The 26,269-nt window shown below is 72.2% G+C and carries 21 protein-coding genes; 9 read left to right on the forward strand and 12 right to left on the reverse strand.

The window, feature by feature from the left end:
• Positions 1-255: 255 nt before the first annotated feature.
• From ACSUPT_RS14305 to ACSUPT_RS14325, 5 genes are all read left to right on the forward strand, one after another.
• Positions 256-2,025 carry an SDR family oxidoreductase gene (locus ACSUPT_RS14305; RefSeq protein WP_361654168.1) on the forward strand — a complete coding sequence of 590 codons (1,770 nt, stop codon included), beginning with the start codon at positions 256-258 and terminating at the stop codon, positions 2,023-2,025.
• A gap of 172 nt (positions 2,026-2,197) precedes the next feature.
• Positions 2,198-3,223, forward strand: a complete 1,026-nt coding sequence (locus tag ACSUPT_RS14310) for a MerR family transcriptional regulator (RefSeq protein WP_436944539.1) — start codon at positions 2,198-2,200, stop codon at positions 3,221-3,223.
• Positions 3,224-3,345: 122 nt separating this feature from the next.
• Positions 3,346-3,888 carry an RNA 2'-phosphotransferase gene (locus ACSUPT_RS14315; RefSeq protein ID WP_436944541.1) on the forward strand — a complete coding sequence of 181 codons (543 nt, stop codon included), beginning with the start codon at positions 3,346-3,348 and terminating at the stop codon, positions 3,886-3,888.
• A 94-nt stretch (positions 3,889-3,982) separates the two neighbouring features.
• Positions 3,983-4,885 carry an LLM class flavin-dependent oxidoreductase gene (locus ACSUPT_RS14320; protein ID WP_351966188.1) on the forward strand — a complete coding sequence of 301 codons (903 nt, stop codon included), beginning with the start codon at positions 3,983-3,985 and terminating at the stop codon, positions 4,883-4,885.
• 189 nt (positions 4,886-5,074) lie between these two features.
• Positions 5,075-5,899, forward strand: coding sequence for an HAD hydrolase family protein (locus tag ACSUPT_RS14325; RefSeq protein ID WP_436946215.1), 825 nt, complete (start codon positions 5,075-5,077; stop codon positions 5,897-5,899).
• Between the two features lie 76 nt (positions 5,900-5,975).
• Here the strand turns inward: ACSUPT_RS14325 and ACSUPT_RS14330 are convergent, their stop codons facing one another.
• The 5 genes from ACSUPT_RS14330 to hisC form a co-directional block, all read right to left on the reverse strand.
• Complete coding sequence (locus tag ACSUPT_RS14330; RefSeq protein ID WP_436944542.1) at positions 5,976-7,154, reverse strand: M23 family metallopeptidase; 1,179 nt, start codon at positions 7,152-7,154, stop codon at positions 5,976-5,978.
• A 157-nt stretch (positions 7,155-7,311) separates the two neighbouring features.
• Positions 7,312-11,037 carry a thiol reductant ABC exporter subunit CydD gene (gene cydD, locus ACSUPT_RS14335; RefSeq protein WP_436944544.1) on the reverse strand — a complete coding sequence of 1,242 codons (3,726 nt, stop codon included), beginning with the start codon at positions 11,035-11,037 and terminating at the stop codon, positions 7,312-7,314.
• A 111-nt stretch (positions 11,038-11,148) separates the two neighbouring features.
• Complete coding sequence (cydB, locus tag ACSUPT_RS14340) at positions 11,149-12,150, reverse strand: cytochrome d ubiquinol oxidase subunit II (protein ID WP_351966135.1); 1,002 nt, start codon at positions 12,148-12,150, stop codon at positions 11,149-11,151.
• A gap of 16 nt (positions 12,151-12,166) precedes the next feature.
• A complete protein-coding gene (locus ACSUPT_RS14345; protein WP_351966136.1) occupies positions 12,167-13,672 on the reverse strand; it encodes a cytochrome ubiquinol oxidase subunit I in 1,506 nt (501 codons plus the stop codon).
• A 324-nt stretch (positions 13,673-13,996) separates the two neighbouring features.
• A complete protein-coding gene (gene hisC / locus ACSUPT_RS14350; RefSeq protein ID WP_351966137.1) occupies positions 13,997-15,082 on the reverse strand; it encodes a histidinol-phosphate transaminase in 1,086 nt (361 codons plus the stop codon).
• Between the two features lie 660 nt (positions 15,083-15,742).
• On the opposite strand from hisC, the gene ACSUPT_RS14355 reads away from it, so the two are divergent.
• The 3 genes from ACSUPT_RS14355 to ACSUPT_RS14365 all read left to right on the forward strand — a co-directional run bounded on the left by ACSUPT_RS14355 (position 15,743) and on the right by ACSUPT_RS14365 (position 19,390).
• The gene (locus ACSUPT_RS14355) at positions 15,743-16,858 is read left to right on the forward strand and encodes a LacI family DNA-binding transcriptional regulator (RefSeq protein WP_436944546.1); all 1,116 of its coding nucleotides are present in this window, start codon (positions 15,743-15,745) and stop codon (positions 16,856-16,858) included.
• Between the two features lie 275 nt (positions 16,859-17,133).
• On the forward strand, positions 17,134-18,516 hold the full coding sequence (locus ACSUPT_RS14360; RefSeq protein ID WP_436944547.1) for a metallophosphoesterase: 1,383 nt from the start codon (positions 17,134-17,136) through the stop codon (positions 18,514-18,516).
• Between the two features lie 127 nt (positions 18,517-18,643).
• The gene (locus ACSUPT_RS14365; protein ID WP_436944548.1) at positions 18,644-19,390 is read left to right on the forward strand and encodes a hypothetical protein; all 747 of its coding nucleotides are present in this window, start codon (positions 18,644-18,646) and stop codon (positions 19,388-19,390) included.
• On the opposite strand, the gene ACSUPT_RS14370 is transcribed toward ACSUPT_RS14365, so the two are convergent.
• From ACSUPT_RS14370 to thiC, 3 genes are all read right to left on the reverse strand, one after another.
• A complete protein-coding gene (locus tag ACSUPT_RS14370; RefSeq protein WP_399218809.1) occupies positions 19,347-19,502 on the reverse strand; it encodes a hypothetical protein in 156 nt (51 codons plus the stop codon). The genes ACSUPT_RS14365 and ACSUPT_RS14370 overlap by 44 nt on opposite strands.
• A complete protein-coding gene (locus tag ACSUPT_RS14375) occupies positions 19,499-20,575 on the reverse strand; it encodes a hypothetical protein (RefSeq protein WP_436944549.1) in 1,077 nt (358 codons plus the stop codon). Before ACSUPT_RS14375 ends, ACSUPT_RS14370 begins: the two co-directional genes overlap by 4 nt.
• A gap of 113 nt (positions 20,576-20,688) precedes the next feature.
• A complete protein-coding gene (gene thiC / locus ACSUPT_RS14380) occupies positions 20,689-22,467 on the reverse strand; it encodes a phosphomethylpyrimidine synthase ThiC (protein ID WP_351966142.1) in 1,779 nt (592 codons plus the stop codon).
• A 220-nt stretch (positions 22,468-22,687) separates the two neighbouring features.
• On the opposite strand from thiC, the gene ACSUPT_RS14385 reads away from it, so the two are divergent.
• Positions 22,688-24,061, forward strand: a complete 1,374-nt coding sequence (locus ACSUPT_RS14385) for a YibE/F family protein (RefSeq protein WP_351966143.1) — start codon at positions 22,688-22,690, stop codon at positions 24,059-24,061.
• Between the two features lie 123 nt (positions 24,062-24,184).
• On the opposite strand, the gene ACSUPT_RS14390 is transcribed toward ACSUPT_RS14385, so the two are convergent.
• The 4 genes from ACSUPT_RS14390 to ACSUPT_RS14405 all read right to left on the reverse strand — a co-directional run bounded on the left by ACSUPT_RS14390 (position 24,185) and on the right by ACSUPT_RS14405 (position 26,263).
• Entirely contained in the window at positions 24,185-24,619 is a 435-nt protein-coding gene (locus ACSUPT_RS14390) for an SsgA family sporulation/cell division regulator (protein ID WP_028964043.1), read from the reverse strand.
• Between the two features lie 138 nt (positions 24,620-24,757).
• The gene (locus ACSUPT_RS14395) at positions 24,758-25,300 is read right to left on the reverse strand and encodes a helix-turn-helix domain-containing protein (RefSeq protein WP_351966144.1); all 543 of its coding nucleotides are present in this window, start codon (positions 25,298-25,300) and stop codon (positions 24,758-24,760) included.
• Between the two features lie 242 nt (positions 25,301-25,542).
• A complete protein-coding gene (locus ACSUPT_RS14400; RefSeq protein ID WP_399218667.1) occupies positions 25,543-25,764 on the reverse strand; it encodes a DUF5326 family protein in 222 nt (73 codons plus the stop codon).
• A 181-nt stretch (positions 25,765-25,945) separates the two neighbouring features.
• Positions 25,946-26,263: a cupin domain-containing protein gene (locus ACSUPT_RS14405; protein ID WP_436944551.1), complete on the reverse strand. Its 318-nt coding sequence runs from the start codon at positions 26,261-26,263 to the stop codon at positions 25,946-25,948.
• Between the last annotated feature and the right edge of the window lie 6 nt (positions 26,264-26,269).

The raw sequence follows: 26,269 nt of genomic DNA on the forward strand, positions 1-26,269 counted from the left end.
GGGCCGGGTCGGTCGTGCGCCGGGCTCGGGGCCGGGTCGGTCGTGCGCCGGGCTCGGGGCCGGGTCGGTCGTGCGCCGGGCTCGGGTGCGCCCGGTTTTCCACAGAGCCGGGTGGGCACGGTCCGCGGTCCGGACTTTTCCACAGGTTGAGGAGGCACCCTTGACCACGCCGCCGGGCATTGTCACATTCGTGGATGTCAACGTGCTGACGGAGGCGGACCGCTGTGCGGACGCCCACGGGACGGGGGTTGTGGCATGAGTCTGCTCAGGGGCGCCCGCGAGCGCCGGATCCGTACGGGCGGGATCGAGCTGTGCGTGGCGGAGCTGGGCGATCCGGGCCGGCCGACGGTGGTGCTGGTGCACGGCTACCCGGACTCCAAGGAGGTCTGGTCCGAGGTCGCGGGCCGGCTGTCCGACCGGTTCCACGTCGTCCTGTACGACGTGCGGGGGCACGGCCGCTCCACGGCGCCGGTGCCGCTGCGGGGCGGTTTCACGCTGGAGAAGCTGACGGACGACTTCCTGGCGGTCGCCGACGCGGTGAGCCCGGACCGGCCGGTCCACGTGGTGGGGCACGACTGGGGTTCGGTGCAGGGCTGGGAGTTCGCCACCGTGGGGCGCACCAAGGGCCGGATCGCGTCGTTCACGTCGATGTCGGGGCCGTCGCTGGACCACTTCGGCCACTGGATGAAGGAGCGGGTGGGCCGGCCGACGCCCCGCCGGGTCGGCCAGGTGCTGGGGCAGGGCGCGCGCTCCTGGTACGTGTATCTGCTGCACACGCCGCTGCTGCCCGAGCTGGCCTGGCGGGGTCCGCTCGGCAAGCGCTGGCCGGGACTGCTGCGGCGGGTGGAGAAGATGCCCGAGGACGGCTATCCGACCGGGTCGCTGCCCCGCGACGCGGCGCACGGCGCGTGGCTGTACCGGGACAACGTCAGGTCCCGGATGCTCCGCCCCCGCCCGGACGCGTACGCGCATGTGCCGGTGCAGCTGATCACGCCGACCGGGGACGTGTTCCTGTCGGACCGGCTGTACGACGACCTGGCCAGGTGGGCGCCCCGGCTGGTGCGGCGCACGCTGCCGGCCGGGCACTGGGTCCCGCGCACCCGGCCGGACCAGCTCGCCGCGTGGATCGCCGAATTCGTGACCGCGCACGAGGAGGAGGGCGCCGCCCTGCCGGCCCCCGTCGTGTCGGGGCGGCGGCACGCGGACCGGTTCGGCGGGCAGCTGGTGCTGGTGACGGGCGCGGCGGGCGGCATAGGGCGGGCCACCGCCCTGGCGTTCGCGGAGGCCGGGGCCCGGGTGGTGGCCGTCGACCGGGACGCGGAGGGCGCGGCCCGCACGGCGGACCAGGCGCTGCGGGTCGGAGCGCCGGGCGCCTGGCCCGAGGTGGTGGACGTGAGCGACGAGCAGGCGATGGAGAAGCTGGCCGCGCGGGTCGCCGCCGAGTACGGCACGGTCGACGTGCTGGTCAACAACGCGGGGATCGGCCTGTCGGGGTCGTTCTTCGACACGACGGCCGAGGACTGGCGGAAGGTCCTGGACGTCAACCTGTGGGGCGTCATCCACGGCTGCCGCCTCTTCGGCAAGCAGATGGTGGAGCGCGGCCAGGGCGGCCACATCGTGAACACGGCGTCCGCCGCCGCGTTCCAGCCCACCCGGCTGCTGCCCGCGTACGGCGCCTCGAAGGCGGCCGTGCTGATGCTCAGCGAGTCGCTGCGGGCCGAGCTGGCCGGGCGGGGCATCGGCGTGACGGCAGTCTGCCCCGGCTTCGTGAACACGGGCATCACGTCCACGGCACGGTTCACCGGAGTGCCGGAGGCGGAGGAGCGGCGGCTGCGGCAGCGCACGGCGCGGCTGTACGCGCGCAGGAACTACCCGCCGGAGAAGGTCGCCGCCGCGATCCTGCGGGCAGTGGTCGAGAACCGCCCGATGGTGCCGGTCACCCCGGAGGCGCGCGCCGCGCACCTGCTGTCCCGCTTCGCGCCGGGCGCGCTGAGGGCCCTGGCGAGGGTGGCGCCACCGCTGTGACCCGGCAGGGCGGACGGCGGGCGGCGGCCGGGCCCGCTCTGAGCCGGCGGGGTGGGTCCCTGGCGGGCGCAGCGTCGCGGGGGCCTCTCCCGGTGGTTCGGCCGCTGCGAGGGCGCCCCGCGTGCGGTCGTACGATCCCTGGCAGGACGGCCCGGGGCAGTAGGGAGCGAGTGTGTCCGAGCAGCCGGCCGGCCCGAGCCCGGCGGTCGAGTACCGGATCGAGGACCTGGCACATCTCAGCGGCGCCACGGTCCGCACAATCCGCGCCTACCAGGACCGCGGTCTGCTGCCGCGGCCCGAGCGGCGCGGCCGGTCCAATGTGTACGGAGAAGCCCACCTGGCGCGGCTGCGGCAGATCGCGGACCTGCTCGACCGCGGGTACGGACTGGCGTCCATCAAGGAGCTGCTGGACGCGTGGGACACGGGGAGGGGCCTCGGCGGGGTGCTGGGCCTGGTCGCCGAGGTGGACGGGCCGTGGACCGACGAGCAGGCCGACCGCATCACGCGCGCGGAGCTGGAGGCCGCGTTCGGCGGCGCCCCCGACGAGCGTGCCGTGGAGGAGGCCGTCGAGCTGGGTGTGCTGGAGCGGGTGCCGGGCCGGGACGACGAGTTCCTGGTGCCGAGCCCGCAGGAGCTGGCGGTGGCGGCGGAGCTGCACGCCGCCGGGGTCCCGCTGCTCGCCGTCGCCGGGCACCTGCGGGAACTGCGGGCCGAGGTCGAGCACATCGCGCTGCGGTTCCTGGAGTTCACCACGGAGCACGTCTTCGCCCGGTACCTCGGCCAGCACCCGCCGTCGGACGCCGACGCGGCCCGTGCGGCGGCCCTCGTCCGGCGGCTTCGCCCGCTGGCCCGGCAGACGGTGGACGCCGAACTGGCCCGCGCGATGCGCACCTTCGCCAACCGCCACCTCCGCCACCACCTCGCTCCCGGCGGCCCGCCGGAGCAGGACGAGGAGCCCCGCGCGGTCGTCCTGCCCGCCGCCACCGTGCGGGCCGTGCGGGAGCTGGTCGGGGCGGAGAACGCGTCGGAGTTCATCGCCGTGGCGGCCGAACGGGAGGTGCGGTCACGGACGTTGGACCGTCTCGTGGCCCGGAACCGGGACGCGGGCGGGGACGGGGACGGCCGGGACGGCAGGGCGACGAAGAGCGGCGAGGCGATGAAGGACGGCGGGGTGGCGAAAGGCGGCGCGGGCCGCTGATGAGGCCTGGTTGTCCACAGAAACGCCAATAAGCCTGTGGATAACTGGAGTTGGCTGTGGACCAAACCTGTCCCGCCACTTTTCTGTGGCGAAAGAGACGTGATCCCTGCCACGCTGGCGTCATGGACGAACAACGCGCCGTGAAGGTGTCGAAGTACCTCTCACGGCATCTGCGCCACCAGCCCGAGCGGATCGGGCTCGTCCTCGACCCTCAGGGCTGGGTCGCCGTCGACGACCTGCTGCGCGCCCTCGCACGCCATCGCATGCCGGTCAGCCGCGCCGAGCTGGAGCACGTCGTCGCCACGAACGACAAGCGGCGCTTCGCCCTGGAGGGCGACCGCATCCGGGCCAGCCAGGGCCACACCGTCGACGTGGACCTGGGCCTGCCGCCCGCCGTCCCGCCCGCGTACGTCTACCACGGCACCGTCCCCGCCGCCCTGGACGCGATCCGCGCCGAGGGCCTGCGGCCCATGCGCCGCCACCACGTCCACCTCTCACCCGACCGGGAGACCGCGACCAGGGTCGGCGCGCGGCGCGGCCGGCCGGTCGTCCTCTCCGTGGACTCGGGCGCCATGCACCGCGACGGGCACGTCTTCCACGTCAGCGCCAACGGCGTCTGGCTGACGGACGCCGTACCCCCGTGGTATCTGCGCTTCGGCGAGTGAACACCACCCGCCGGACACGGCCCGGCGCGGCCGCGGCGGGCCGGACCGGCCCCTCGGCCGACACGGCAGCGGAGCGCGCCCCGGGCGTAGGGTTCTGGCCATGCGACTGAGCACGGTGATCCTCCCCATCCACCGGTGGGCCGAAGGGCAGAAGATCTGGCGTCGGGCGGAAGCACTCGGCTTCCATGCCGCGTACACCTACGACCACCTGTCGTGGCGGTCGTTCCGGGACGGGCCGTGGTTCGGCGCGATCCCCACGCTCACGGCCGCCGCGACGGCGACCGGCCGGATGCGCCTGGGGACCCTCGTGACGTCGCCGAACTTCCGCCACCCGGTGACCCTCGCCAAGGAACTGATCTCCCTGGACGACATCTCCGGCGGCCGGATCACCCTCGGCATCGGCGCGGGCGGCAACGGCTTCGACGCGACGGCGCTCGGGCAGGAGGCGTGGACGCCGCGGGAGCGGGCGGACCGGTTCGCCGAGTTCGTACCGCTCCTCGACCGGCTCCTCACCGAGGGCGCCGTCACCCACGAGGGCACGCACTATTCGGCGCACGAGGCGCGCAATGTGCCCGGCTGCGTGCAGCGGCCTCGGCTGCCGTTCGCGGTCGCGGCGACCGGGCCGCGCGGGATGCGCCTCGCCGCCCGGCACGGCCAGGCGTGGGTCACCACCGGGGACCCGAAGCTGTTCGAGACGGGTACGCCCGAGCAGTCCCGCGCCGCGCTCCGCGGACAGCTGGAGAAGCTGGACAAAGCGTGCGCCGACGCAGGTCGGGACGCGGCGGAACTGGACAAGATCCTGCTGACCGGATTCACCCCGGAGGCGAACGGCGTCCTCGATTCGGTCGACGCCTTCGTGGACTTCGCCGGGCGCCACGCGGAGCTCGGGTTCGACGAGATCGTGGTGCACACCCCCATCCCGGACTCGATGTTCGCCGCCGACCCGGTGGTCTTCGAGCGGATCGCCACCGACGGGATCGCGCAGCTGAACAGCTGAGCGACGCCATGTGAACGGCGGGGGAGGACCGATCCGACGGGCCGGAACCCGCCCCTTCGCCCCATTTCGCCCGCCTCGGGGTTCGCGGCTCAAATGCGCGCGCTCTCGCACGTCCGTGCGCCCGGAGGCGGGTTCATACGGGACAATGGGTGCGTGACCTCACCCACGACGTTCTCCAGCAGCCGCCCGATGTCGCAGGGCCGGCCGCGACTGATCGCCACCGATCTTGACGGAACGCTTCTGCGCGACGACAAGACCGTGTCGGACCGGACGGTCGCGGCCCTGGCCGCCGCCGAGGAGGCCGGCATCGAGGTCTTCTTCGTCACCGGGCGGCCCGCCCGGTGGATGGACGTCGTCAGCGAGCACGTCCACGGCCACGGCTTGGCGATCTGCTCCAACGGCGCGGCCGTCGTGGACCTGCACGCCGGACGGAAGATCATCGAGGTGCGGGCGCTGGAACGGCGCATCGCGTACGACGTCGTGGAGACCCTGCGCCGCGAGGCCCCCGGCACGGCCTTCGCCATGGAGTTCGCCGACGGCATCCGCCACGAGCCGGACTACCCGCCCCTCCACCTGGACGCCGCCGTCGCCGTCGGCCCCGCCGAAAAGCTCCTCCACGAGGACGTACCGGGAACCGGCACACCGCTGCTCAAGCTCCTGGCCCTCCATCGCGAGCTCCCGCCCGACGGGTTCCTCACCCTCGCCCGTACGGCCGCCGGACACCTCGCCGAGATCACCCGCTCCAGCCCGACCGCGCTGCTGGAGGTCAGCGGGCTCGGTGTGTCCAAGGCCAGCACGCTCGCCCTGTGCTGTGCCGAGCGCGGCATCTCGGCGGACGAGGTCGTCGCGTTCGGGGACATGCCCAACGACATCGAGATGCTCACCTGGGCCGGCACCTCGTACGCGATGGGCAACGCCCACCCCGACGTGGTCGCCGCCGCGTCCGGACGGACGGTCGCCAACGAGGAGGACGGCGTCGCGGCCGTGATCGAGGAGATCCTCGCCCGGTACTGAGCCGCCCGGTACTGAGCCGCCTGGCACGGCCCGCCAGAGCCTCACGGCCGCCCCGCAGGCACGGCCCGCCAGAGGCTCATGGCCGCCGTGCGCCCAGCTCCACCCCGTGGTCCCGCAGCCAGGCCAGCGGGTCCACCCCGGAGCCGAGGTACGGGGTCACGCGCACCTCGAAGTGCAGGTGCGGTCCCGTCGAGTTGCCGGTCGTGCCCGCCTGGCCGACCCACTGGCCGGCGGCCACCCGCTGCCCTGGCTCCACGGCGGCCGACGCCAGGTGCGCGTACTGCGAGTACCAGCCGTTGTCATGGCGTACGAGCACCTCGATGCCGAAGGCGCCGCCGCACGACACGGCGTGGACGCGCCCTGCCCCGATGGACCGCACGGGCGTACCGATGTCCAGCGCGAAGTCCTGCCCCGTGTGCCGCCGCGCCCAGTGCCGTCCCGCGCTGTCGAAGCCGGCCGACAACGCGTACCCGTCCGCCTCCGACACCGGCGCCACCCACGCGCGCCCCCGCTCGCCCCGCGCGAGGGCGCCACCCGCCGGCTGCCCCAGCCGCACCGCGCCGCGGCAGCTGCCGGCCGCCACGCTCCGGTCCGCCTCCGCCTGGAGCCGCCACCGCGCCCGTTCCAGCCGCGCCTCCAGGTCACGCCTCACCGCCGCCAGCCGCGCCTGCCGCGCCTCCAGGTCCCGCCACGCGGCGCTCGCCCGGGCCGCAGCGGCGTCCAGCAGCCGCCGGGCCCGGTCCGTGTGGTGCACCAGCCGGTTGACGGCCCGGCCCGCCTGCCGTGCCGCCCGCTCCGTGCGCAGCGCGTCCTCCGGGTCGTCGGCCAGCAGCAGCCGCGCGGTCACCGACAGGGGACCGCCCGTCCGGTACTGGGCGCGGGCCACCTCGCCCGCGCGGCCGTGCAGCTCCACCAGTTCGCGCCGCTTCTCCTCCAGCTCCGCCTGGAGCCGCCGGGCAGTGGCCCGCTGCACGGCCGCCGCGCGCCTGTCCCGCTCGTACGCCTCCGTCACCCGTGACGCCTCGGCGAACAGCCGTGCCACCTCGGCGCTGACCTCCGGGCCGTCCCGCCCGGCGACGGCAGCGGGCACCGCGACGGCCGGCCCGGCGGAGGGCCGTGCGGCGGCAGCCGGCACGGCGGCGGTGGGCACGGCCGTCTGTGCCGCGGCGCAGGCCGGAGGCGCGAGGGCGAGCAGGGCGGCCAGCGCGGACAGCGCCGGCCAGGGCAGTGACCGTCGGCCGTGGTGGGGGCGCATCCTGGGATGGTGGCCCCTCCGCCCCGGCTTGCCCGGCATCTCGCGGCCCCGGCCGCCGCCATACCGCCGTCCGGTCTACGGCCGTACCGCCGACCGGCCCACCCGGCCCGCTGCCGCCGCGCACCAGCCCCGGCGGCAGCGCCCCGCCCGCCGCGTCCTACGCGCTGAGGGTGTCCGCCGCCTCCTCGCGCCGCATCATCCGCCGCAGCGGGCCGTCCGCGGCGACCAGTTCCGCGTACGGGCCCCGCTGCACGACCCGGCCCTCCGCCAGGACGATCACCTCGTCGACCGTGTCGAGCCCGCGCAGCCGGTGGGTGATGAGCACCGTCGTGCGCCCGCGCGTGGCGCGCAGCAGGTCCTCGGTGAGCGCGTCGGCCGTGGCCAGGTCGAGGTGCTCGGCGGGCTCGTCGAGCACGAGCACCGGGAAGTCCGCGAGCAGCGCCCGGGCCAGGGCGAGCCGCTGGCGCTGTCCGCCCGAGAGCCGTGCCCCGTGCTCGCCGACCAGCGTGTCCAGGCCGTCCGGAAGGCCGTCGACCCACTCCAGGAGCCGCGCCTCGGCGAGCGCGGCGCGCAGTTCCTCGTCCCCGGCCCCGGTCCTGGCGAGCCGCAGGTTCTCGCGGATGGTGCTGTCGAAGAGGTGGGCGTCCTGGGCGCACAGTCCGATGAACCGCCGTACGTCGTCCCCGTCGAGCCGCGTCGCGTCCGTGCCGCCGATCCGGTACGCGCCCGAGCCGACCTCCACGAACCGCAGCAGCACCTGCGCGAGCGTCGTCTTGCCGGCGCCGGACTCGCCGACGACGGCCACCCGCCGGCCCCGGTCCAGACGCAGGTCGAACGAGGCGAGGGCGTCCCGGTCCTGTCCGGGGTGCCGCGCGGTGACCCCGCGCAGCTCCAGCGGGAACGGGCTCCCGGGGGCGGGCTCGGGCCGCTCCGGCTCGGTGACGGGGGCGGGGGCGTCGAGCACCTCGAAGACCCGCTCGGCACTGCGCCGCACCCGCTGCCGGTACTGCACGGCCAGCGGCATCCCCGCGACCGCCTCGAACGCGGCGAGCGGGGTCAGCGCGACCACCGCGAGGGCCACCCCGTCGAGCCTGCCGTCCCGCACGGCCTGGACGCCGACCAGGGCGGCCGCCGCCACCGTCAGTCCGGTGGCCAGCGCGATGAGCCCGCCGCCCAGGGCCGTCGCGGCGGACTGGCGGGCGGCGATCCGGGTGAGCGCCCCGTCCGCCTCCTTCACCTGTGCGATACGACTCCGCAGCGCACCGGCCACCGTCAGCTCGGCGCAGCCGCGCAGCAGGTCGACCACACGGGACGCGAGGACGCCCCGCGCCGGGGCCAGCCGCTGCTCGGCGCGCCGGGCGACGGCACCGCCGAGCACCGGGACGGCCACGCCCGCCACGAGGAGCCCGACCGCGAGGACGGCCCCCGCCTCGGGGAGCAGCCACGCCGTGAACCCCGCGGCACCCGCACCGACCAGCAGGGCCGTACCGGCGGGCAGCAGCCAGCGGAGCCAGTAGTCCTGGAGGGCGTCCACGTCGGAGACGAGCCGGGACAGCAGGTCCCCGCGGCGGGTGCGGCGCAGCCCGGCCGGGGCGATGCGCTCCAGGCGCCGGTAGGCGGCGACCCGCAGATCGGCGAGCATCCGCAGCACGGCGTCGTGCGACACGAGCCGCTCGGCGTACCGGAACACCGCCCGCCCGATACCGAAGGCGCGGGTGGCGGTCACGGCGACCATCAGATGGAGGATCGGCGGCTGCTCCGAGGCCCGCGAGATCAGCCAGCCGGACACGGCCATCAGTCCGACCGCGGAGGCGAGGGCCAGGCTGCCGAGCAGCAGCGCCAGGGCGAGCCGCCCGCGCAGCTCCCCGGCCATGCCGCGGACCCTCGCCAGCACGTCGCGCCCGGCGCCGGCGGCGACGGGGCCGGCCCGGTCCGGGCGGGCGGCGGACCGGCCTCCGTACAGGCCGCCCACCACGCCGAAGGCGTCGTCGACCATGTCGGTGCCGACATCGATCACCGCGGGAGCCCCCGTGCCGACTGGGCCTCCGCCTGCCGTCCGCCCACCGGGCGCCGTCTCGCCGGTATCTCCACGAGAAGCCCGCGCGGAAGCCCCGGCCCCCGCATCCGCGTCGTCCCGCGCCACACCGGCCGCCCCGGCCCCGCCCACGGCCGCGCCGGGCGAGCCCGCCACGCCGGTCGGGGCCTCGGCGGGGGCCGCCCCCACGCCGGGCGCCCCGGCCGCGCCGGACACCCCGGGCGTCAGCGCGACGACGCGGTCCGCCACGGCGAGCAGCGCCGGCCGGTGCACCACCAGCAGCACCGTGCGTCCGGCGGCGAGCCTGCGCACCGCCTCCACGACGGCCGCCTCGGTCTCCCCGTCCAGCGCGGCCGTCGGCTCGTCGAGCAGCACCACGGGCCGGTCGGCGAGGAAGGCCCTTGCCAGCGCGAGCCGCTGCCGCTGACCGGCCGACAGTCCGCCGCCGTCCTCGCCGAGCACCGTGCCGGCCCCTTCGGGCAGCGCCGCGACGAAGTCGGCGCCCGCCTCCCGCAGCGCCGCCCGTACGGCGTCGTCGTCCGCGTCCGGCCTGGCCAGGCGCACGTTCTCGGCGATCGTCCCGGCGAAGAGGTACGGCCGCTGCGGCACCCAGGCCACGCGCTCCCGCCACCGCTCCGGGTCCAGCGCCGCGACGTCCACACCACCCGCCCGTACGGTGCCCTCGTCGGGCGCGGTGAAGCCCAGCACCACGTCCAGGAGCGTGGACTTGCCGACGCCGCTCGGCCCCACCAGGGCGACCGTCTCGCCGGGCTCGACCACCAGGGAGGCCCGGTCCAGCGACGGTTCGGCGCGGCCTTCGTGCCGTACGGTCACCCCGTCCAGTTCGATGCGCACCGGCCCCTCGGGCAGTACCTCCGACCCGGCCTCCCGTACGGGCGACTCCAGGACGGCGAAGACCTCCTCGGCGGCCGACAGCCCCTCCGCCGCCGCGTGGTACTGCGTGCCGACCTGGCGCAGCGGCAGATACGCCTCGGGCGCGAGGATCAGAATGACGAGACCGGTGTACAGGTCGAGGGTGCCGTGCACGAGGCGCATGCCGATGCCGACGGCCACCAGCGCCACCGACAGGGTCGACAGCAGTTCCAGCGCGAACGACGAGAGGAACGCGACCCGCAGGGTGCGCAGCGTCGCCCGCCGGTACTGCGCCGTGATGGAGCGGATCGACTCCGCCTGCGCCTTGGCGCGGCCGAACACCTTGAGGGTCGGCAGCCCGGCGACCACGTCGAGGAAGTGGCCGGACAGCCGGGACAGCAGCTTCCACTGGCGGTCCATGCGGGCCTGGGTGGCCCAGCCGATGAGGACCATGAAGACGGGGATCAGCGGCAGGGTGACGACGATGATGGCCGCCGACACCCAGTCCTCGGTGACGATCCGCGCGAGGACGGCCACGGGGACGACGACGGCGAGGCCGAGCTGCGGCAGATAGCGGGCGAAGTAGTCGTCCAGCGCGTCGACGCCGCGCGTGGCGAGCGCCACGAGGGAGCCCGTCCGCTGGCCGCTCAGCCAGCCGGGGCCGAGCGCGGTCGCCCGCTCCAGCAACCGTCCGCGCAGTTCCGACTTGACCGCCGCGCTGGCGCGGTGGGCGGCCAGTTCGGTCAGCCAGGACACCAGCCCGCGGCCCACCGCCACCACGGCGAGCAGGATCAGCGGCAGGGTGAGGTCGTCGACGGCCATGCCGCGCTGGAAGGCGCCGACGACGACCTCGGCGACGAGCATCGCCTGAGCGACCACCAGCGCCGCCCCCACCAGGCCCAGCAAGACCACCGCCAGCAGGAAGAGGCGTGTGGCGCGGGCGTACCTGAGAAGCCGCGGATCGATCGGTTTCACGTGAAACATCCCCTGCCGGTGGTGCCTGGGCCCGGTGGCCTGGCGGCGGGCGATGTTTCACGTGAAACACGTCCAGGTGAAACAGGGGCGCCCGCCTCGGGCCCCGGTGACTTAGTGGGTTTCGGCGATGTGCTGGGTGCCGATGCGCTTGCGGAACACCCAGTAGGTCCAGCCCTGGTAGAGCAGGACGACCGGTGTGGCGACGGCCGCACACCAGGTCATGATCTTCAGGGTGTACGGGCTGGACGACGCGTTGGTCACGGTCAGACTCCAGTCCGGGTTCAGCGACGACGGCATGACGTTCGGGAAGAGCGTCAGGAACAGCATGGCAACCGCCGCTGCGATCGTGACGCCGGACAGCGCGAAAGACCAGCCTTCGCGTCCCGCCTTGATCGCGCCGACCGCCCCGACGAGCGCCACCACGGCGATGCCCATCGCGACCAGGCTCGTCCCGTCGCCGCGCGTCGCCTGCGTCCAGGTGAGGAAGGCGAGCGCCACGACAGCGGTCAGCAGACCCAGCCCCCAGGCGAGCTTCCGCGCCCGCGCCCGGATGTCACCGACGGTCTTGAGCGCGGTGAACACCGCTCCGTGGAAGGTGAAGAGCGTCAGCGTGACCAGCCCGCCGAGCAGCGCGTACGGGTTGAACAGGTCGAAGACGGTACCGACGTACTCCTTGGACGCGTCGATCTCCACCCCGCGTACGAGGTTGCCGAACGCCACGCCCCACAGGGCGGCCGGGATGAGGGAGCACCAGAAGATGGCCTGCTCCCAGTTGCGCTGCCAGCGGTCCTCGGGCCGCTTGGCCCGGTACTCGAAGGCGACTCCGCGCACGATCAGGCAGAGCAGGATGACCAGCAGCGGCAGGTAGAAGCCGGAGAAGAGGGTGGCGTACCAGTCCGGGAAGGCCGCGAAGGTGGCGCCGCCCGCGGTGAGCAGCCACACCTCGTTGCCGTCCCAGACGGGCCCGATGGTGTTGATCAGTACGCGCTTCTCGACCCGGTTACGGGCGAGGAGCCTGGTGAGGACGCCGACGCCGAAGTCGAAGCCCTCCAGGAAGAAGTAGCCGGTCCACAGGACGGCTATCAGGACGAACCAGACGGTGTGGAGTTCCATGCCTCGCTCCCCTTCCTCAGTACGAGAAGGCCATGGGGCGGTCGGCGTCGCGGTCGTGGCCGCCGATCCGGGTGGGCGGGTTGAGATCGGCCTCGGTGAGCTCGGGAGGCCCGGCCTTGACGTACTTCACGAGCAACCTGAACTCGATCACGGCGAGCACCGCGTAGAGCAGCGTGAAGGCGGTCATCGAGATGAGGACCTCGGCCTGCGAGACACCGGGGGAGACGGCGTCGCTGGTGCGGAACACGCCGTACACGACCCAGGGCTGGCGGCCGGTTTCGGTGAAGATCCAGCCCCAGGAGTTGGCGATCAGCGGGAAGGCCAGGGTCCACAGGGCGACGAACCAGTACATCCGGGTCAGGCGGTGTCCGAGGGGCTTGCGGAACAGGACCAGGTGCGGCACCTCGTCGTCGCCGACGCGCAGCGCCTTCGGCAGGAGGAACTTCTTGCGGGTGAGCCACAGCCCGAGCAGGCCGAGCCCGAAGGAGGCCATGCCGAAGCCGATCATCCAGCGGAACGACCAGTAGGCGACGGGGATGTTGGGCCGGTAGTCGCCGGGCCCGTACTTCTCCTGCTCGGCCTTGTTCGTGTCGTTGATGCCGGGGACGTGCGAGGTGAAGTCGCCGTTGGCGAGGAAGGACAGCAGGCCGGGGATCTCGATGGCGACCTTGTTGTGGCCCTCGTCGACGTCGCCGTAGGCGAAGACGGAGAACGGGGCGGGCGCCTCGCCGTCCCAGAGCGCCTCGGCGGCGGCCATCTTCATGGGCTGCTGCTTGTACATGACCTTGCCGAGCAGATCACCGCTGACGGCGGTCAGCATGCCGGCGGCGACCACGGTGACCAGACCGAGCCGCAGCGAGGTCTTCATCACCGGGATGTGCTTGCGGCGGGCCAGGTGGAAGGCGGCGATGCCGACCATGAACGCGCCACCGGTCAGGAAGGCGGCGGTGAAGGTGTGGAAGACCTGGGTGAGGGTGGTGTTCTGGCTCAGCACGGCCCAGAAGTCGGTCAGCTCGGCGCGGCCCGACTCCTTGTTGATCCTGTAGCCGACCGGGTGCTGCATCCAGGAGTTGGCGGCCAGGATGAAGTACGCGGAGAGGATGGTGCCGATCGACACCATCCATATGCAGGCGAGGTGGATGCGCTTGGGCAGCTTGTCCCAGCCGAAGATCCACAGGCCGATGAAGGTCGACTCGAAGAAGAACGCGATCAGCGCCTCGAAGGCGAGCGGCGCGCCGAAGACGTCACCGACGAACCGTGAGTAGTCCGACCAGTTCATACCGAACTGGAACTCCTGCACGATGCCGGTGACGACACCCATCGCGATGTTGATCAGGAAGAGCTTGCCCCAGAACTTGGTGGCCCGGAGGTACTTCTCCTTGTCGGTGCGCACCCACGCGGTCTGCAGACCGGCGGTGAGCGCGGCGAGTGAGATGGTCAGAGGGACGAAGAGGAAGTGGTAGACGGTGGTGATACCGAACTGCCACCGCGCCAGCGTCTCTGGCGCCAGAGCCAGGTCCACGACGATCTTCTCCTTACGGCCTAGCCGCCCTGCGGCCTCGCAGCCGCACGGCATGTCGTCCGCCCGCCGATTCCGGTCGATCTTGGAAGGAAACAGGCGCGCTTGTGAATGCGTTCACAATCACAAGCAATTATGACTCACACGAAATCCGCAGCTCGACGCGGGGGTCCCTATGAGCGGGGGCTCTACATTCCGTTGAAACGCCGGAGCCCCCGTGAGCACGGGGCTCACGGGGGCTCTCAAGGCCGCGGCGGCGGGGCACCGGACGAGCCGGCTGCCCTGGCCTGGGCCGCGGGCCCGGGCGGGACCTGGATCAGGGCTGGATCAGAACTTCTCCTTGCGGAACGCCTCGGCGGTCCGCAGGAAGATGTCGTTCGCCTCGACCTCGCCGATCGTCACGCGGACACCGTCCGGCGGGAAGGGGCGCACGACGACCCCGGCCTCCTCGCAAGCGGCGGTGAACTCGCCGGACAGCTCCCCCAGCGGCAGCCACACGAAGTTGGCCTGCGTCACCGGCAGCTCCCAGCCCTGGGCCGCCAGGCCCTCGACCACCCGCGTGCGCTCGTTCACCAGCGCGCCGACGCGGCCCAGCAGCTCGTCCTCTGCGCGCAGGGAGGCCACCGCCGCGTCCTGCGCGACCTGGGTGACGCCGAACGGCACGGCGGTCTTCCGCAGCGCGGCCGCCACCGGCTCGTGGGCGATGGCGAAGCCGACGCGCATGCCCGCGAGGCCGTACGCCTTGGAGAAGGTGCGCAGCACCGCCACGTTCGGGCGGTTGCGGTAGAGGTCGATGCCGTTGGGCACCTCGTTGTCCCGGATGAACTCGATGTACGCCTCGTCGAGGACGACCAGGATGTCCGAGGGCACCCGGTCCAGGAACCGCTCCAGCTCCGCGCGGTGCACCACGGTGCCGGTGGGGTTGTTCGGGTTGCAGACGAAGATCAGGCGGGTCCGCTCGGTGATCGCCTCCGCCATCGCGTCGAGGTCGTGGGTACCGTCCTCGGTCAGCGGGACCATCACGGGCGTGGCACCGGCGATCTGGGTGACGATCGGGTACGCCTCGAACGAGCGCCAGGCGAACATCACCTCGTCACCCGGGCCGGCCGTGGACTGCACCAGCGACTGGGCGATCCCGACGGAGCCCGTACCGGTCGCCAGGTGCGTCACAGGCACCCCGAAGCGCTCGGCCAGCTCGTTCATCAGCTCCGTGCAGGCGAGGTCGGGGTAGCGGTTGAGGTTCGCCGCCGCGGCCAGCGCCTTCTCCATGACGCCCGGCAGCGGCGGGTACGGGTTCTCGTTGGAGGACAGCTTGTACGCAACGCGGCCTTCGGCGGCGGCGGCCGGCTTCCCCGGCTTGTAGGTGGGGATGTTGTCCAGCACGGCGCGCAGCTTGGGGCTTGTCTCGCTCACTGTGGTCCTCCTCGACCGTATGTCCCACGGATACTGCACACCTTATGAGGATTCGGCTCTCATGCGAATGGCCGAATGAACCCAATGCGCGGAAGGCGCCGGCTCAGCGGCCGGATCCAGCCGCCGCCCCCGTGGCCCACCCGGTCTCCGCCCCCGCCCCGGACGATCCGGGCGCCGGCGGACCGGTCGATCCGGCCGCGTTCGCCCGGCCCATCCCCCACCGGTCATCCGGCCGATGCAGCCGCCTGCCGTCCAGGCCGGTCCATCCGCCCCGCCGGCCACTCCTCCGGCGGTCCGGCCGCGAGCCGTAGGACGTCCCGGCCCGCCGGCCGGCGCGGGTATCCCGGCCCGGCCGTCCGTCCATCCGGCCCGCCGGGTTCCATGGGGCCAGCCGCCCCAGGGGGGCGCGCGCCGCCCTGGCGCGCGCGGGTGGCTCGCGCCGTGGCGCGCGTCCCCCGTAGAGGTGAGTTGAAAGCTTCCCCTCCCGCCGCCCAGCCACCCGGACTATGCGCGTGGACAACCGCCAGCCCATCGCGAAACCGGCCAACTCCCTTGGCTTTCCCTACCGTTGGCCACCCTTGACCTTGCAGAAACGTGCCTGTCAACGCCGGATTATGCGGCCGTCGCATTCCGTCGCCGTCCGCCTACTATCGGCACGCCATGACAGCAGCAGGGAAGCACCAGGTGAGCCGGGCACAGACCCGGGGGAGCCGGCAGGGGCGCGCGGGCATCCGGGATGTGGCCGCCGCGGCCGGCGTCTCCATCACGACTGTCTCCGACGCGCTCAACGGCAAGGGCCGGCTCCCGGACGCCACCCGCCGCCACGTCCGCGAGGTGGCCGATCGGCTGGGCTACCGGCCCTCCGCAGCCGCCCGCACGCTCCGTACCGGCAAGTCGGGCCTCATCGGCCTGACCGTGACGACCTACGGGGATGAACCTTTCACCTTCACCGAGTTCGCCTACTTCGCCGAGATGGCGCGGGCGGCCACCTCCGCGGCGCTCGCCCGCGGCTACGCCCTCGTCATCCTGCCCGCCACCTCACGCCGCAGTCCGGCGGACGTCTGGTCGAACGTGGCCCTCGACGGCACCGTCGTCATCGACCCGTCCGACCACGACCCGGTCGTCACCGAGCTCGTCCGCCAGGGCCTGCCCGTCGTCTCCGACGGCCGCCCCGCCGGTTCGCTGCCGGTCACGGCCTGGGTCGACAACGACCATGAGGCGGCCGTCCTCGGCATCCTCGACCACCTCGCCGAGGCCGGCGCCCGCCGGATCGGCCTCCTCACCGGCACCACCACGGACACGTACACGCGCCTCTCCACCACCGCGTACCTCAACTGGTGCGCCCGCGTGGGCCAGGACCCCGTGTACGAGGCGTACCCGGCCCACGACCCGTGCGCCGGCGCCGTCGCCGCGGACCGGCTGCTGGCCCGCCCCGACCGCCCGGACGCCGTGTACGGGCTGTTCGATCCGAACGGCACGGACCTGCTGGCCGCGGCGCGCCGGTACGGGCTGCGCGTCCCCGACGACCTGCTGCTCGTCTGCTGCAGCGAGTCGACCGTGTACGCCACGACCGAGCCGCCGATCACCACCCTGTCGCTGAAGCCGCGCCGTATCGGCACCGCCGTGGTGCAGCTGCTGATCGACGCGATCGAGGGCATCGAACACCACCGGCCCGTCGAGCAGGTGATACCGACGGAGCTGATCGTCCGTACGTCCTCGCAGCGCCGGCCGCCGCGCACGACCGTGAGTCCGCCGCGCCAGCCACGCCAGGATTAGGACGTCTCGGGCCAGTCCCGGACCAACCGGGTCGGATGCCCACGACGAGTCGGTGGGGTTCCCTGGCAGGGCGCGCCGGGAACCCCGCCTTCCTCTTTCCAGACCTTCGCAATTGGGGCGAAACATCCGGCGAACCGCGGGTGCTTCCGGATTCACCACCCCTGGTGCGTCACACAGCACAAGCCTCATTCCTATGATGGGCGCACGACAGCGCGGGCCGCTCCGACCAGGCCGGTCCGCGATGTGAGGGCGTCGCGACGGTGGTGGAGGGGTCGATGACTCAGGGGGCCGGTCAGGGACCCGTGGTGCGGACGGCGACGTTGCGCGACTTCCGCGTACCGCCGTACGCCCAGGTGCCCGTACAGGGTCATTCCGAACATCCGCAGCCGCCGCAGCCTGCCCCGCAGCAGCCGGCCGAGCAGCCGCAGCGGGCACCGCACCCCTCCGAGCAGCGTGTTCCCCCGCAGCCGCACCAGCCCCAGGCCCCGCAGGCCCCGGCGCCGCAGCCCCAGGCCCCGCAGGCCCCGGCCGCGCCCCCTCACCAGCCGCCCCAGCCTCCGGCCGCCCAGCCGCAGGCACAGCCCCAGCCCCCGGCACCGCAGCCGCAGCCGCAGCCGCAACAGTCGCAGGAGCACGTCCAGCCGCCGCAGGCGCCACAGTTCCAGGCGCCGCCGCACCCGGGCAACGCCTTCCCCGACGACGACTACCCCGACGGCTACACGCCCACCGAGCGAGACCTGCCGGTGATCAACCGGGGTGACACACTCCAGGTCACCGTCAGCGCGCCGCCCGCCCCCGCCGCCGCCCCGGCGCCGGTGGTCGGCCAGGGCCCAGGCCCCGGCCCGCTGTACGTCGTGGGCGACGTCCACGGCTACCTGGACGAGCTCCTCGCCGCGCTGCGCGAGCAGGGCCTCATCGACGGCGACGGCCACTGGGCGGCGGGCAACACCCGCCTGTGGTTCCTCGGTGACTTCACCGACCGCGGTCCCGACGGCATCGGCGTCATCGACCTGGTTATGCGCCTCTCCGCCGAGGCCGCCGCCGCCGGCGGCTACTGCAAGGCGCTGATGGGCAACCACGAGCTGCTGCTGCTCGGCGCGAAGCGCTTCGGCGACACGCCCGTGAACTCCGGGGCCGGCACGGCCACCTTCCAGGCCGCCTGGCTCCTCAACGGCGGCCAGAAGAGCGACATGGACCGCCTCCAGGACGTGCACCTGCAGTGGATGTCCCGCCTCGACGCGATCGTCGAGCAGGACGGCCATCTGCTGCTGCACTCCGACACGACCGCTTACCTGGAGTACGGCGACACCATCGAGGACGTCAACGACACGATCCACGAGATCCTCACCCGCAACGACGCCGACGAGTGCTGGGACCTGTTCCGCAAGTTCACCAAGCGGTTCGCGTTCCGCGACGAGGGCGGCGCCAACGCCGTACGCGAACTCCTCGCGGCGTACGGTGGGGAGCGCGTCGTCCACGGCCACAGCCCGATCCCGTACCTGCTGGGAGAGGTCGGCACCGAGGACGCCGACGGCGAGAGCACGGGACCCGTGGTCGAGGGCCCGCATGTGTACGCGGACGGCCTCGCGATCGCCATGGACGGCGGCGTGACCATGGCCGGAAAGCTCCTCGTCCAGCAGCTGCCGCTTCCTCACTGAGCGCATCCGGAAACAGGCGAATTCCGGAAACCCCTGTCACCGCTCGGGGTGACCGCTCTACCATCGCGTTCCCAACTGCCCTTTCTCCGCGGGCCGTCACGCCCCACGGGAGTATCGGGGGACGCACATGAAGTGGGCTCCGCACCTGCTGCCCGAGGACCGCGCCGAGTACGAGCGCCTCCTCGACGAGGCGCTGCGCACCGCGCACGACCGTCCGGAGCTGGCCGCCATCGGCCGCCGGCTCGACAGAGGCCAGCTCCGCGCGATGGCGCTGGGCGCGGTGGCCCTCATCAGCGCGGCCGCCGCCACCGAGTACGCGGTCTATGTGCGCGTACGGGACGAGCACCGCAGACCGTCGGGCGCGTCGGTCGTGGCCTCCGTGCTCGGCGGCCATGACGACGGGGCTGCGCCGGGCGCCGGGTTCGGTGTCGTCGTCACCGTCCTCACCCCGATCCTCGCCGGCACCGCCGCCCTCGTCCTGCTGCTCCTGGGGTACGTGCTGAAGATGCTCGACCCGCCGCCGCAGGTGGCCGGTCCGCTGCTCACCGCCGGCTGGTTCTTCGCCGCCGTCACGGCCGCCGGACTGCTGGTGGCCGCCATCGGCCTGCTGGTCACCGCCCTGCGCAACCAGCCCGCCGAAACCGCCGTACCGGGCGCCCGGAGCGACGAACTGTCGCTCGCCCGCGACGCGTGGCGCCACGCCCTGGTGGAACGGGGCATCGTGCCCTTCCTCCGCGAAGCCCTTGCCGAGCGGGACCAGGTCACCGACCAGGGCGGTCTCCTCTCCACCGAGAGGCCCCGCCCGCTCCCCCGCCCGTCGGGCACCGGCTTCACAGGACCGGGACTCGCGGCGCCGGAAACGAGCGCGGAATGACCGGGTTGCCCGCGGCGGCGAACTCCTTGGACTTCTCCGCCATCCCGGCCTCGATCTCGTCCTGCTTGAGATCGCCGCCGTGCTCGCGCCGGATGTCCTGCGAGATCTTCATCGACTGAAGGACTCCGGCGGAGACGTACACGAAGCCGGCTGCGGAAGCGCGATGATCGCGATTCCATCCGTCTGGGCCACCGCCAGACGGCTGCCGTCCGGATGAAGAGCGGCCACGGGAGTCGGTACGTGCTTCACCCCGTAGCTGCCGACACGCCGCGGGACCTTGACCTCCGGCCACTCGGCGAGAACAGCTCCAGAGGCAACGTCGATCAGCCGCGGGTGCTCGTACAGCGCGACGACCCCCTCACCGTGCCCGATGAGGGTGCCCGCCGGACCTTCAAGCCGGTGCCTGTGCAACCACCTCTGCTCCGACAGCGACCACACGCCCAACTGCCTGGGCCCCAGCGTCGCCGGGTCGTCCTCGTCGTCATCGCCGGCCTCGTCCTCACCGGTCGCCACCGCCAGGCGATCGCCGTCGAGCCAACCGGCGGCCTCGATCTCGGCGTCGACCCAGCTCCACGACGGCAGGAGGCCTTCACCGTCGAGCACGGCCGGCTCGGCCAGCGCCCGTTCGAGTTCGTACACGCGGGCAATCCCGAACGGACTCCACAGCCAGCCGGCCGAGAGGAGGTGTTTGCCGTCGGGGCTCACGGCAAGCCTGGAGTGGAAGACGTCACTCGGCGTCCGCTCGCCATGAGTGAGCCGCTCACCCGTCGCCACGTCCTCGATCTCGATGACTTCATAGCTGTCGGGACAGTGCACCAGCACCTCCCGGCCGTCGGTGAGCGCGCCCAACGCCATCGGGTAGTCGAAGTCCTTGGCGTGGTAGTAGCTCCGGTTGAGCTCACGGACAATCCGCTGTCCGTCGAGGAGCAGTGCCTTGGTCCCCCGCTCGGTGTACGCGACGGTGTACCGGCCGGACGGCGAGACGACGGCCCGGTCGAAGGGGTACGCGTACAGGCGTCCCGACAGGTGCTCGACGCCGTCCGACGTCCAGCGCCGTCCTCCGTCCACTCTGTCGACGAGGTCCTCCCCGTCCCAGACCAACGACCGCACCTTGCCGGTCGCCTTCCACCGCACCACCCCGGTGCCGCCCATCGATCCCCCGCCGGGCGTGTCGCTGTACGTCATCCACGCATCATGGCGGATCGACCACGTCGCGCCGTCCCCGGTTCCGCGACCCGAGGCCGGCCCGCGACTCCCCCCGTGAGTCGCGGACCCGCCTCGTGCTTCCGGTAGCCGGCTCAGTCCGCCAGCGGCAGGTAGACCCGGTTGCCCGCGGCGGCGAACTCCTTGGACTTCTCCGCCATCCCGGCCTCGATCTCGTCCTGCTTGAGATCGCCGCCGTGCTCACGCCGGATGTCCTGCGAGATCTTCATCGAGCAGAACTTCGGTCCGCACATGGAGCAGAAGTGCGCGGTCTTCGCGGGCTCGGCCGGCAGCGTCTCGTCGTGGAACTCCCGCGCGGTGTCCGGGTCGAGGGCCAGGTTGAACTGGTCCTCCCAGCGGAACTCGAACCGCGCGTCCGACAGCGCGTCGTCCCACTCCTGGGCGCCCGGGTGGCCCTTGGCGAGGTCCGCCGCGTGCGCCGCGATCTTGTACGTGATGACACCGGTCTTCACGTCGTCGCGGTTCGGCAGGCCCAGGTGCTCCTTGGGCGTGACATAGCAGAGCATCGCGGTGCCCCACCAGGCGATCATCGCCGCGCCGATACCGGAGGTGATGTGGTCGTACGCCGGGGCGATGTCCGTGGTCAGCGGGCCGAGCGTGTAGAACGGCGCCTCCTCGCAGATCTCCTGCTGGAGGTCGATGTTCTCCTTGATCTTGTGCATCGGGACATGGCCCGGGCCCTCGATCATCGTCTGGACGTTGTGCGCCTTGGCGATGCGGTTGAGCTCGCCGAGCGTCCGCAGCTCCGCGAACTGCGCCTCGTCGTTGGCGTCGGCGATCGAGCCGGGCCGCAGACCGTCACCGAGCGAGAACGTCACGTCGTACGCGGCGAGGATCTCGCAGAGCTCCTCGAAGTTCTCGTACAGGAACGACTCCTTGTGGTGCGCCAGGCACCACGCGGCCATGATCGAGCCGCCGCGCGAGACGATGCCCGTCTTGCGGCGCGCGGTCAGCGGCACGTACCGCAGCAGCACACCGGCGTGGACCGTCATGTAGTCGACGCCCTGCTCGGCCTGCTCGATGACGGTGTCCTTGTAGATCTCCCAGGTCAGCTCCTCGGCCTTGCCGTCGACCTTCTCCAGCGCCTGGTAGAGCGGCACGGTGCCGATCGGCACGGGGGAGTTGCGCAGCACCCACTCGCGCGTGGTGTGGATGTTGCGGCCCGTGGAGAGGTCCATGACCGTGTCGGCGCCCCAGCGGGTCGCCCAGGTCATCTTCTCCACCTCCTCCTCGATGGAGGAGGTGACCGCCGAGTTGCCGATGTTCGCGTTGACCTTCACCAGGAACCGCTTGCCGATGATCATCGGCTCGATCTCCGGGTGGTTGACGTTCGCGGGCAGCACGGCGCGGCCCGCAGCGATCTCCTCGCGTACGACCTCCGGGGAGACGTTCTCGCGGACCGCGACGTACTCCATCTCCGGCGTGATCTCGCCCCTCCGGGCGTACGCCAGCTGCGTCACGGCCTGGCCGCCGCGTCCTCGCCGGGGCTGGCGCGGACGGCCGGGGAAGACGGCGTCGAGGTTGCGCAGCCCGCCGCGCGGCGAGGTGTGCTTGATGCCGTCGTCCTCGGGCCGCACGGGGCGGCCCGCGTACTCCTCGGTGTCGCCGCGCGCGATGATCCAATTCTCCCGGAGCGCCGGGAGTCCGCGGCGTACGTCGGTCTCGACATGCGGATCGGTGTACGGCCCTGACGTGTCGTAGAGGGTCACGTCCTTGCCGTTGGTGAGGTGCACCTTGCGGACCGGCACACGGATGTCGGGGCGCGAGCCCTCGATGTAGTCCTTGTGCCAGCCGATGGACTTCCCGCTCTCCTCGGTGCTGGAGGCAGGCGTGCGTGCGTCCTGAACGGTCATCCTGACCTACTCCCTACGCCGGCATTACCCGGTAACAGGTTCGGCGGTCGACGCAGCGGCTTCCGTCGGCGATGTTTCACGTGAAACAGCGCAAGGACGGAGGTCAGCGCCCTCTCAGCCCGGTGCTCCGAGCTCCCGCGTGTGCAAAGGTGTCACCACGCTAGCGTCATTCCGGCCACGCTGAACAGAGGGCCCCTGTCGTTCTTGCGATGATCGGTCGGTGACTTCCTCGCATCAGCACCCGGAAAACGGGTCGGGACACGGCCCCGAGCACGGTCCTGGGCACCACCCGGACCCCGAAGCGCTCGCGCACGTCCACGCACATGCCCATGGGCCGGCCGCGCCCGTCTCCAAGCATCTGCGCAAGGTCATCGCCGCAGTGCTGATCCCCTTCGCCACGGCGGTACTCGTCGGCCTGGCCGTCCTGTGGCCGGGCGGCGCGCCGGCGCACGAGCGCACCGGTGTCGGCTTCGACCGGCAGACCGAGTCGGGCGAGGTGGTGCGCGTCGAGCAGGTCGACTGCAAGGACGTGAACGCCGCGCAGGTCCCGCCGACCGGCGACACGAGCACCCCGCAGGGCAGGGAGGCTGTCAACGCCCAGCAGGGGGAGTGCAAGCGCGCGACCATCGAGGTGACCAGCGGTCAGGACAAGGGCCGCAGGTTCACCGAGATCGTGCAGCCCGACGCCCCCCGGCAGTTGAAGCAGGGCCAGGGGGTGGTGGTGGCGTACGCGCCCGACGCCCCGGAGGACCTCCAGTACTCGGTGACGGACGTCAACCGGAAGTTCCCGCTGCTGCTGCTCTCGGTGATCTTCGCCTTGGCGGTGGTCGCCGTGGGGCGGCTGCGCGGTCTGATGGCGCTGATCGCCCTGGGGACCAGCTTCGTCTTCCTGACGTTCTTCATCCTCCCGGCGATCCTGCAGGGCTCCAACCCTCTGATCGTGGCCGTGGTGGGGTCGAGCGCGATCATGCTCATCGCCCTGTATCTGAGTCACGGGCTGAGTGCCCGCACCTCCGTGGCGGTCCTGGGCACGCTGATCTCGCTGCTGATCATCGGCCTGCTGGGCTCGCTGTTCATCGGCTGGGCCATGCTCAGCGGCAACACCGACGACTACACGGGCCTGATCCACGGGCTGTACCCGAACATCGACATGTCCGGTCTGCTGCTGGCCGGCGTGATCATCGGCTCCCTCGGTGTGCTCGACGATGTGACGGTCACCCAGACCTCGGCGGTCTGGGAACTGCACCAGGCCGACCCGAAGATGGGGCCGCGCGCCCTGTACCGGGCGGGTATCCGGATCGGCCGCGACCACATCGCCTCGGTGGTGAACACCCTGGTCCTCGCCTACGCGGGTGCCGCGCTGCCCCTGCTGCTGCTGTTCTCGATCGCGCAGAGCAGCGTGGGGACGGTGGCCAACAGCGAGCTGGTGGCGCAGGAGATCGTCCGTACGCTGGTCGGCTCGATCGGTCTGGTGGCGTCGGTGCCGGTGACCACGGGGCTGGCGGCGCTCGTCGTGTCGGCGGACCGGCCATCGGGGTCGGCGGCGGCTGCGGCTCCGGCACGTACGGGCCGGGGGCGGCGCCGCAAGAAGTGACGGGGGACCGTCCCCGGCGGGAAGGGCCCGGGTGGACGGTCGCGTACACGCGGACAGGCCCGGTGCCCCTGTCAGGGGTGCCGGGCCTGTCCGTGCCGGTGAGGCCGTGCCGCTGACGCCGCCTCAGCCGGTGCTTTCGTCGGCGAGAATGCGGCCGAGTACCTCGTCCAGCCCCTCGTCGAAGTCGCCGAGCGAGCACTCCTGGCCCAGCGGCACCAGCTTGTCCGTGCGGTCGAGGAAGGCCACCAGGGGCGGCGCACTGGCTCGGAACAGGGCCTGATCAGCACCGACGCGCAGCCGGATGTGGACATCGGAGAGCTCCTCGGCCTCGGTCGGTTCGATCCGCACATCACCGTCACCGGTGGCGCTGTTGATCCCGTCGACGAGCAGCTCCCGCCCGAAGGTCCAGGTCACCGGCGCGTCCCCTGGCAGGTGGAAGGTCATCCGGACCGCGAAGGGGTCCCTGGTCTCGTACCCGAGCTCGACCGGAATCCTGAAGGAGAGCTCCTCAGAGACGATGAAGCTCATCAGGACCTCGGCCTGAACCGACTCGCGCATCATGTACCCCGCTGTAGATGAATGTCTCGATGCAGTTCTGAAATCAGTAGCCACGACAAAACTGGCCAGGATTGATACCTCCTGGCCCTCTTGACGTAATGGTCCTGCACGCGCTAGCGGATCACAAGGAGTGAGTTTTCAGATACTGATAGAGACGGCGAGTAACCGTAGAAGCTCCCCGATCTCGCTGCGGAGTCTCTGCATCTCGGGATGGGCGCGTTCGCCCCTCATCAGGGGTACGGAAATGGCCAACTCGTCTCCGGCCTGTCGCCGCTCGGCCCAGTCGTCCATACCGGGGGCGGCCGTCGTGGCAGGGTGATCGGAGACGGCGACGAGCTCGATCGCGCCGTCCCGGTAGACGGCGAAGCAGACGGGGACGCCGATCGTGTCCCGCCAGTGCGCCAGGGAATCCTCGATCTTGCTGCGACGATTCTGCATCGAGCCGGCCGCGGCCAGTCGCCGGGCCGCCTCCCCCAGCGTGAACAGCCCTTTGTCGCGCACGAGATAGCCCTCATGGGTGAGGGTCCGCAGCAGGTGGTAGGCCGTGGGAAGGGGCAGCCCGGTCTCGCGGGCGAGCTGCTTGGCGGGGGCCCCGCCCTCATGGGACCCGACGGCCTCCAGCAGCCTGAGCGCCCGCTGCACCGAGCCGATCAGCGTTGGGGCAGTGGAAGTCGAAGCCATGACCGAAGGTCACCCCCAGGCATGTTGCCCACGAGCGATCGCCGCTGGCACCGCCGTACGCCTCCGCGTGTACTGCACATCACGCGGCATACAGTCGCAACAGTCGTACAAACCGCTGGTAAGGCGTTCATCAGCCCCTGCAGAGAAGGGCCGCGGAAGCTCTGCCACTCTAATGGCAGACCCCGTTCGGGGGTGGCTTCCAGCAGGGGCGTTCCCCCGGCCGGGCTAACGGCCGGGCGCGCTCACCAGCGGTCGTCCGCTGACGACGACGATCCCTTGAACTTCCGTACGACGTACAGCAGTCCGCCGACGAGGGCGACGATGATGAGCGCCTTGAACAGCAGGCTGACCACGATGAAGGCGGCGCTCGCGATCACGCCTCCGAAGAGGACGACGGCGACCACCGGTATCGCCACCCACTTGACCCACCACGGCAGCCCCCTGAGAAGTCCCTTTACCGCCATCGCCCTGCCTCGTCTCTCTGGGTCGTCTCTCCACGTCGCCACGTCGCGCCGCCGCGTTCCCGTCACCACGTGCCCGTCGCCACGGGTGAACGCCTTCGATGCTAGGCGCGCGAGGGTGTCCGGCGGGGGGCCCGCGTCCCCTGTTCTTCCCCGAACCGTCCCCTAGGGGACGGGCGGCGCGTCAGCTCTCCGGCGGAGAGAACACCACCATGATCCGCAGGTCCTCGGTGATGTGGTTGAACTTGTGCGGCACCCCGGCCGGCACGTACACGACGCTGCCGCGCCCCACCTGGGTGGTCTCCGTCCCGACGGTGATCGAGCCGCGGCCGCTGACGACGAAGTAGACCTCGTCCTCCTTGTGCGGCCGCTGCGGGTCGAGCTGGCCCGCGTCGAGCGCGTACAGCCCCACGGACATGTTCCGCTCCCGCAGGAACTGCAGGTACGCGCCGTCGTTGGCGATCCGCTCCGCCTCGAGCTCGTCCAGTCGGAATGCCTTCATCGCCCG

Source organism: Streptomyces sp. SudanB25_2051 (assembly GCF_964272635.1).
Lineage (GTDB): Bacteria > Actinomycetota > Actinomycetes > Streptomycetales > Streptomycetaceae > Streptomyces.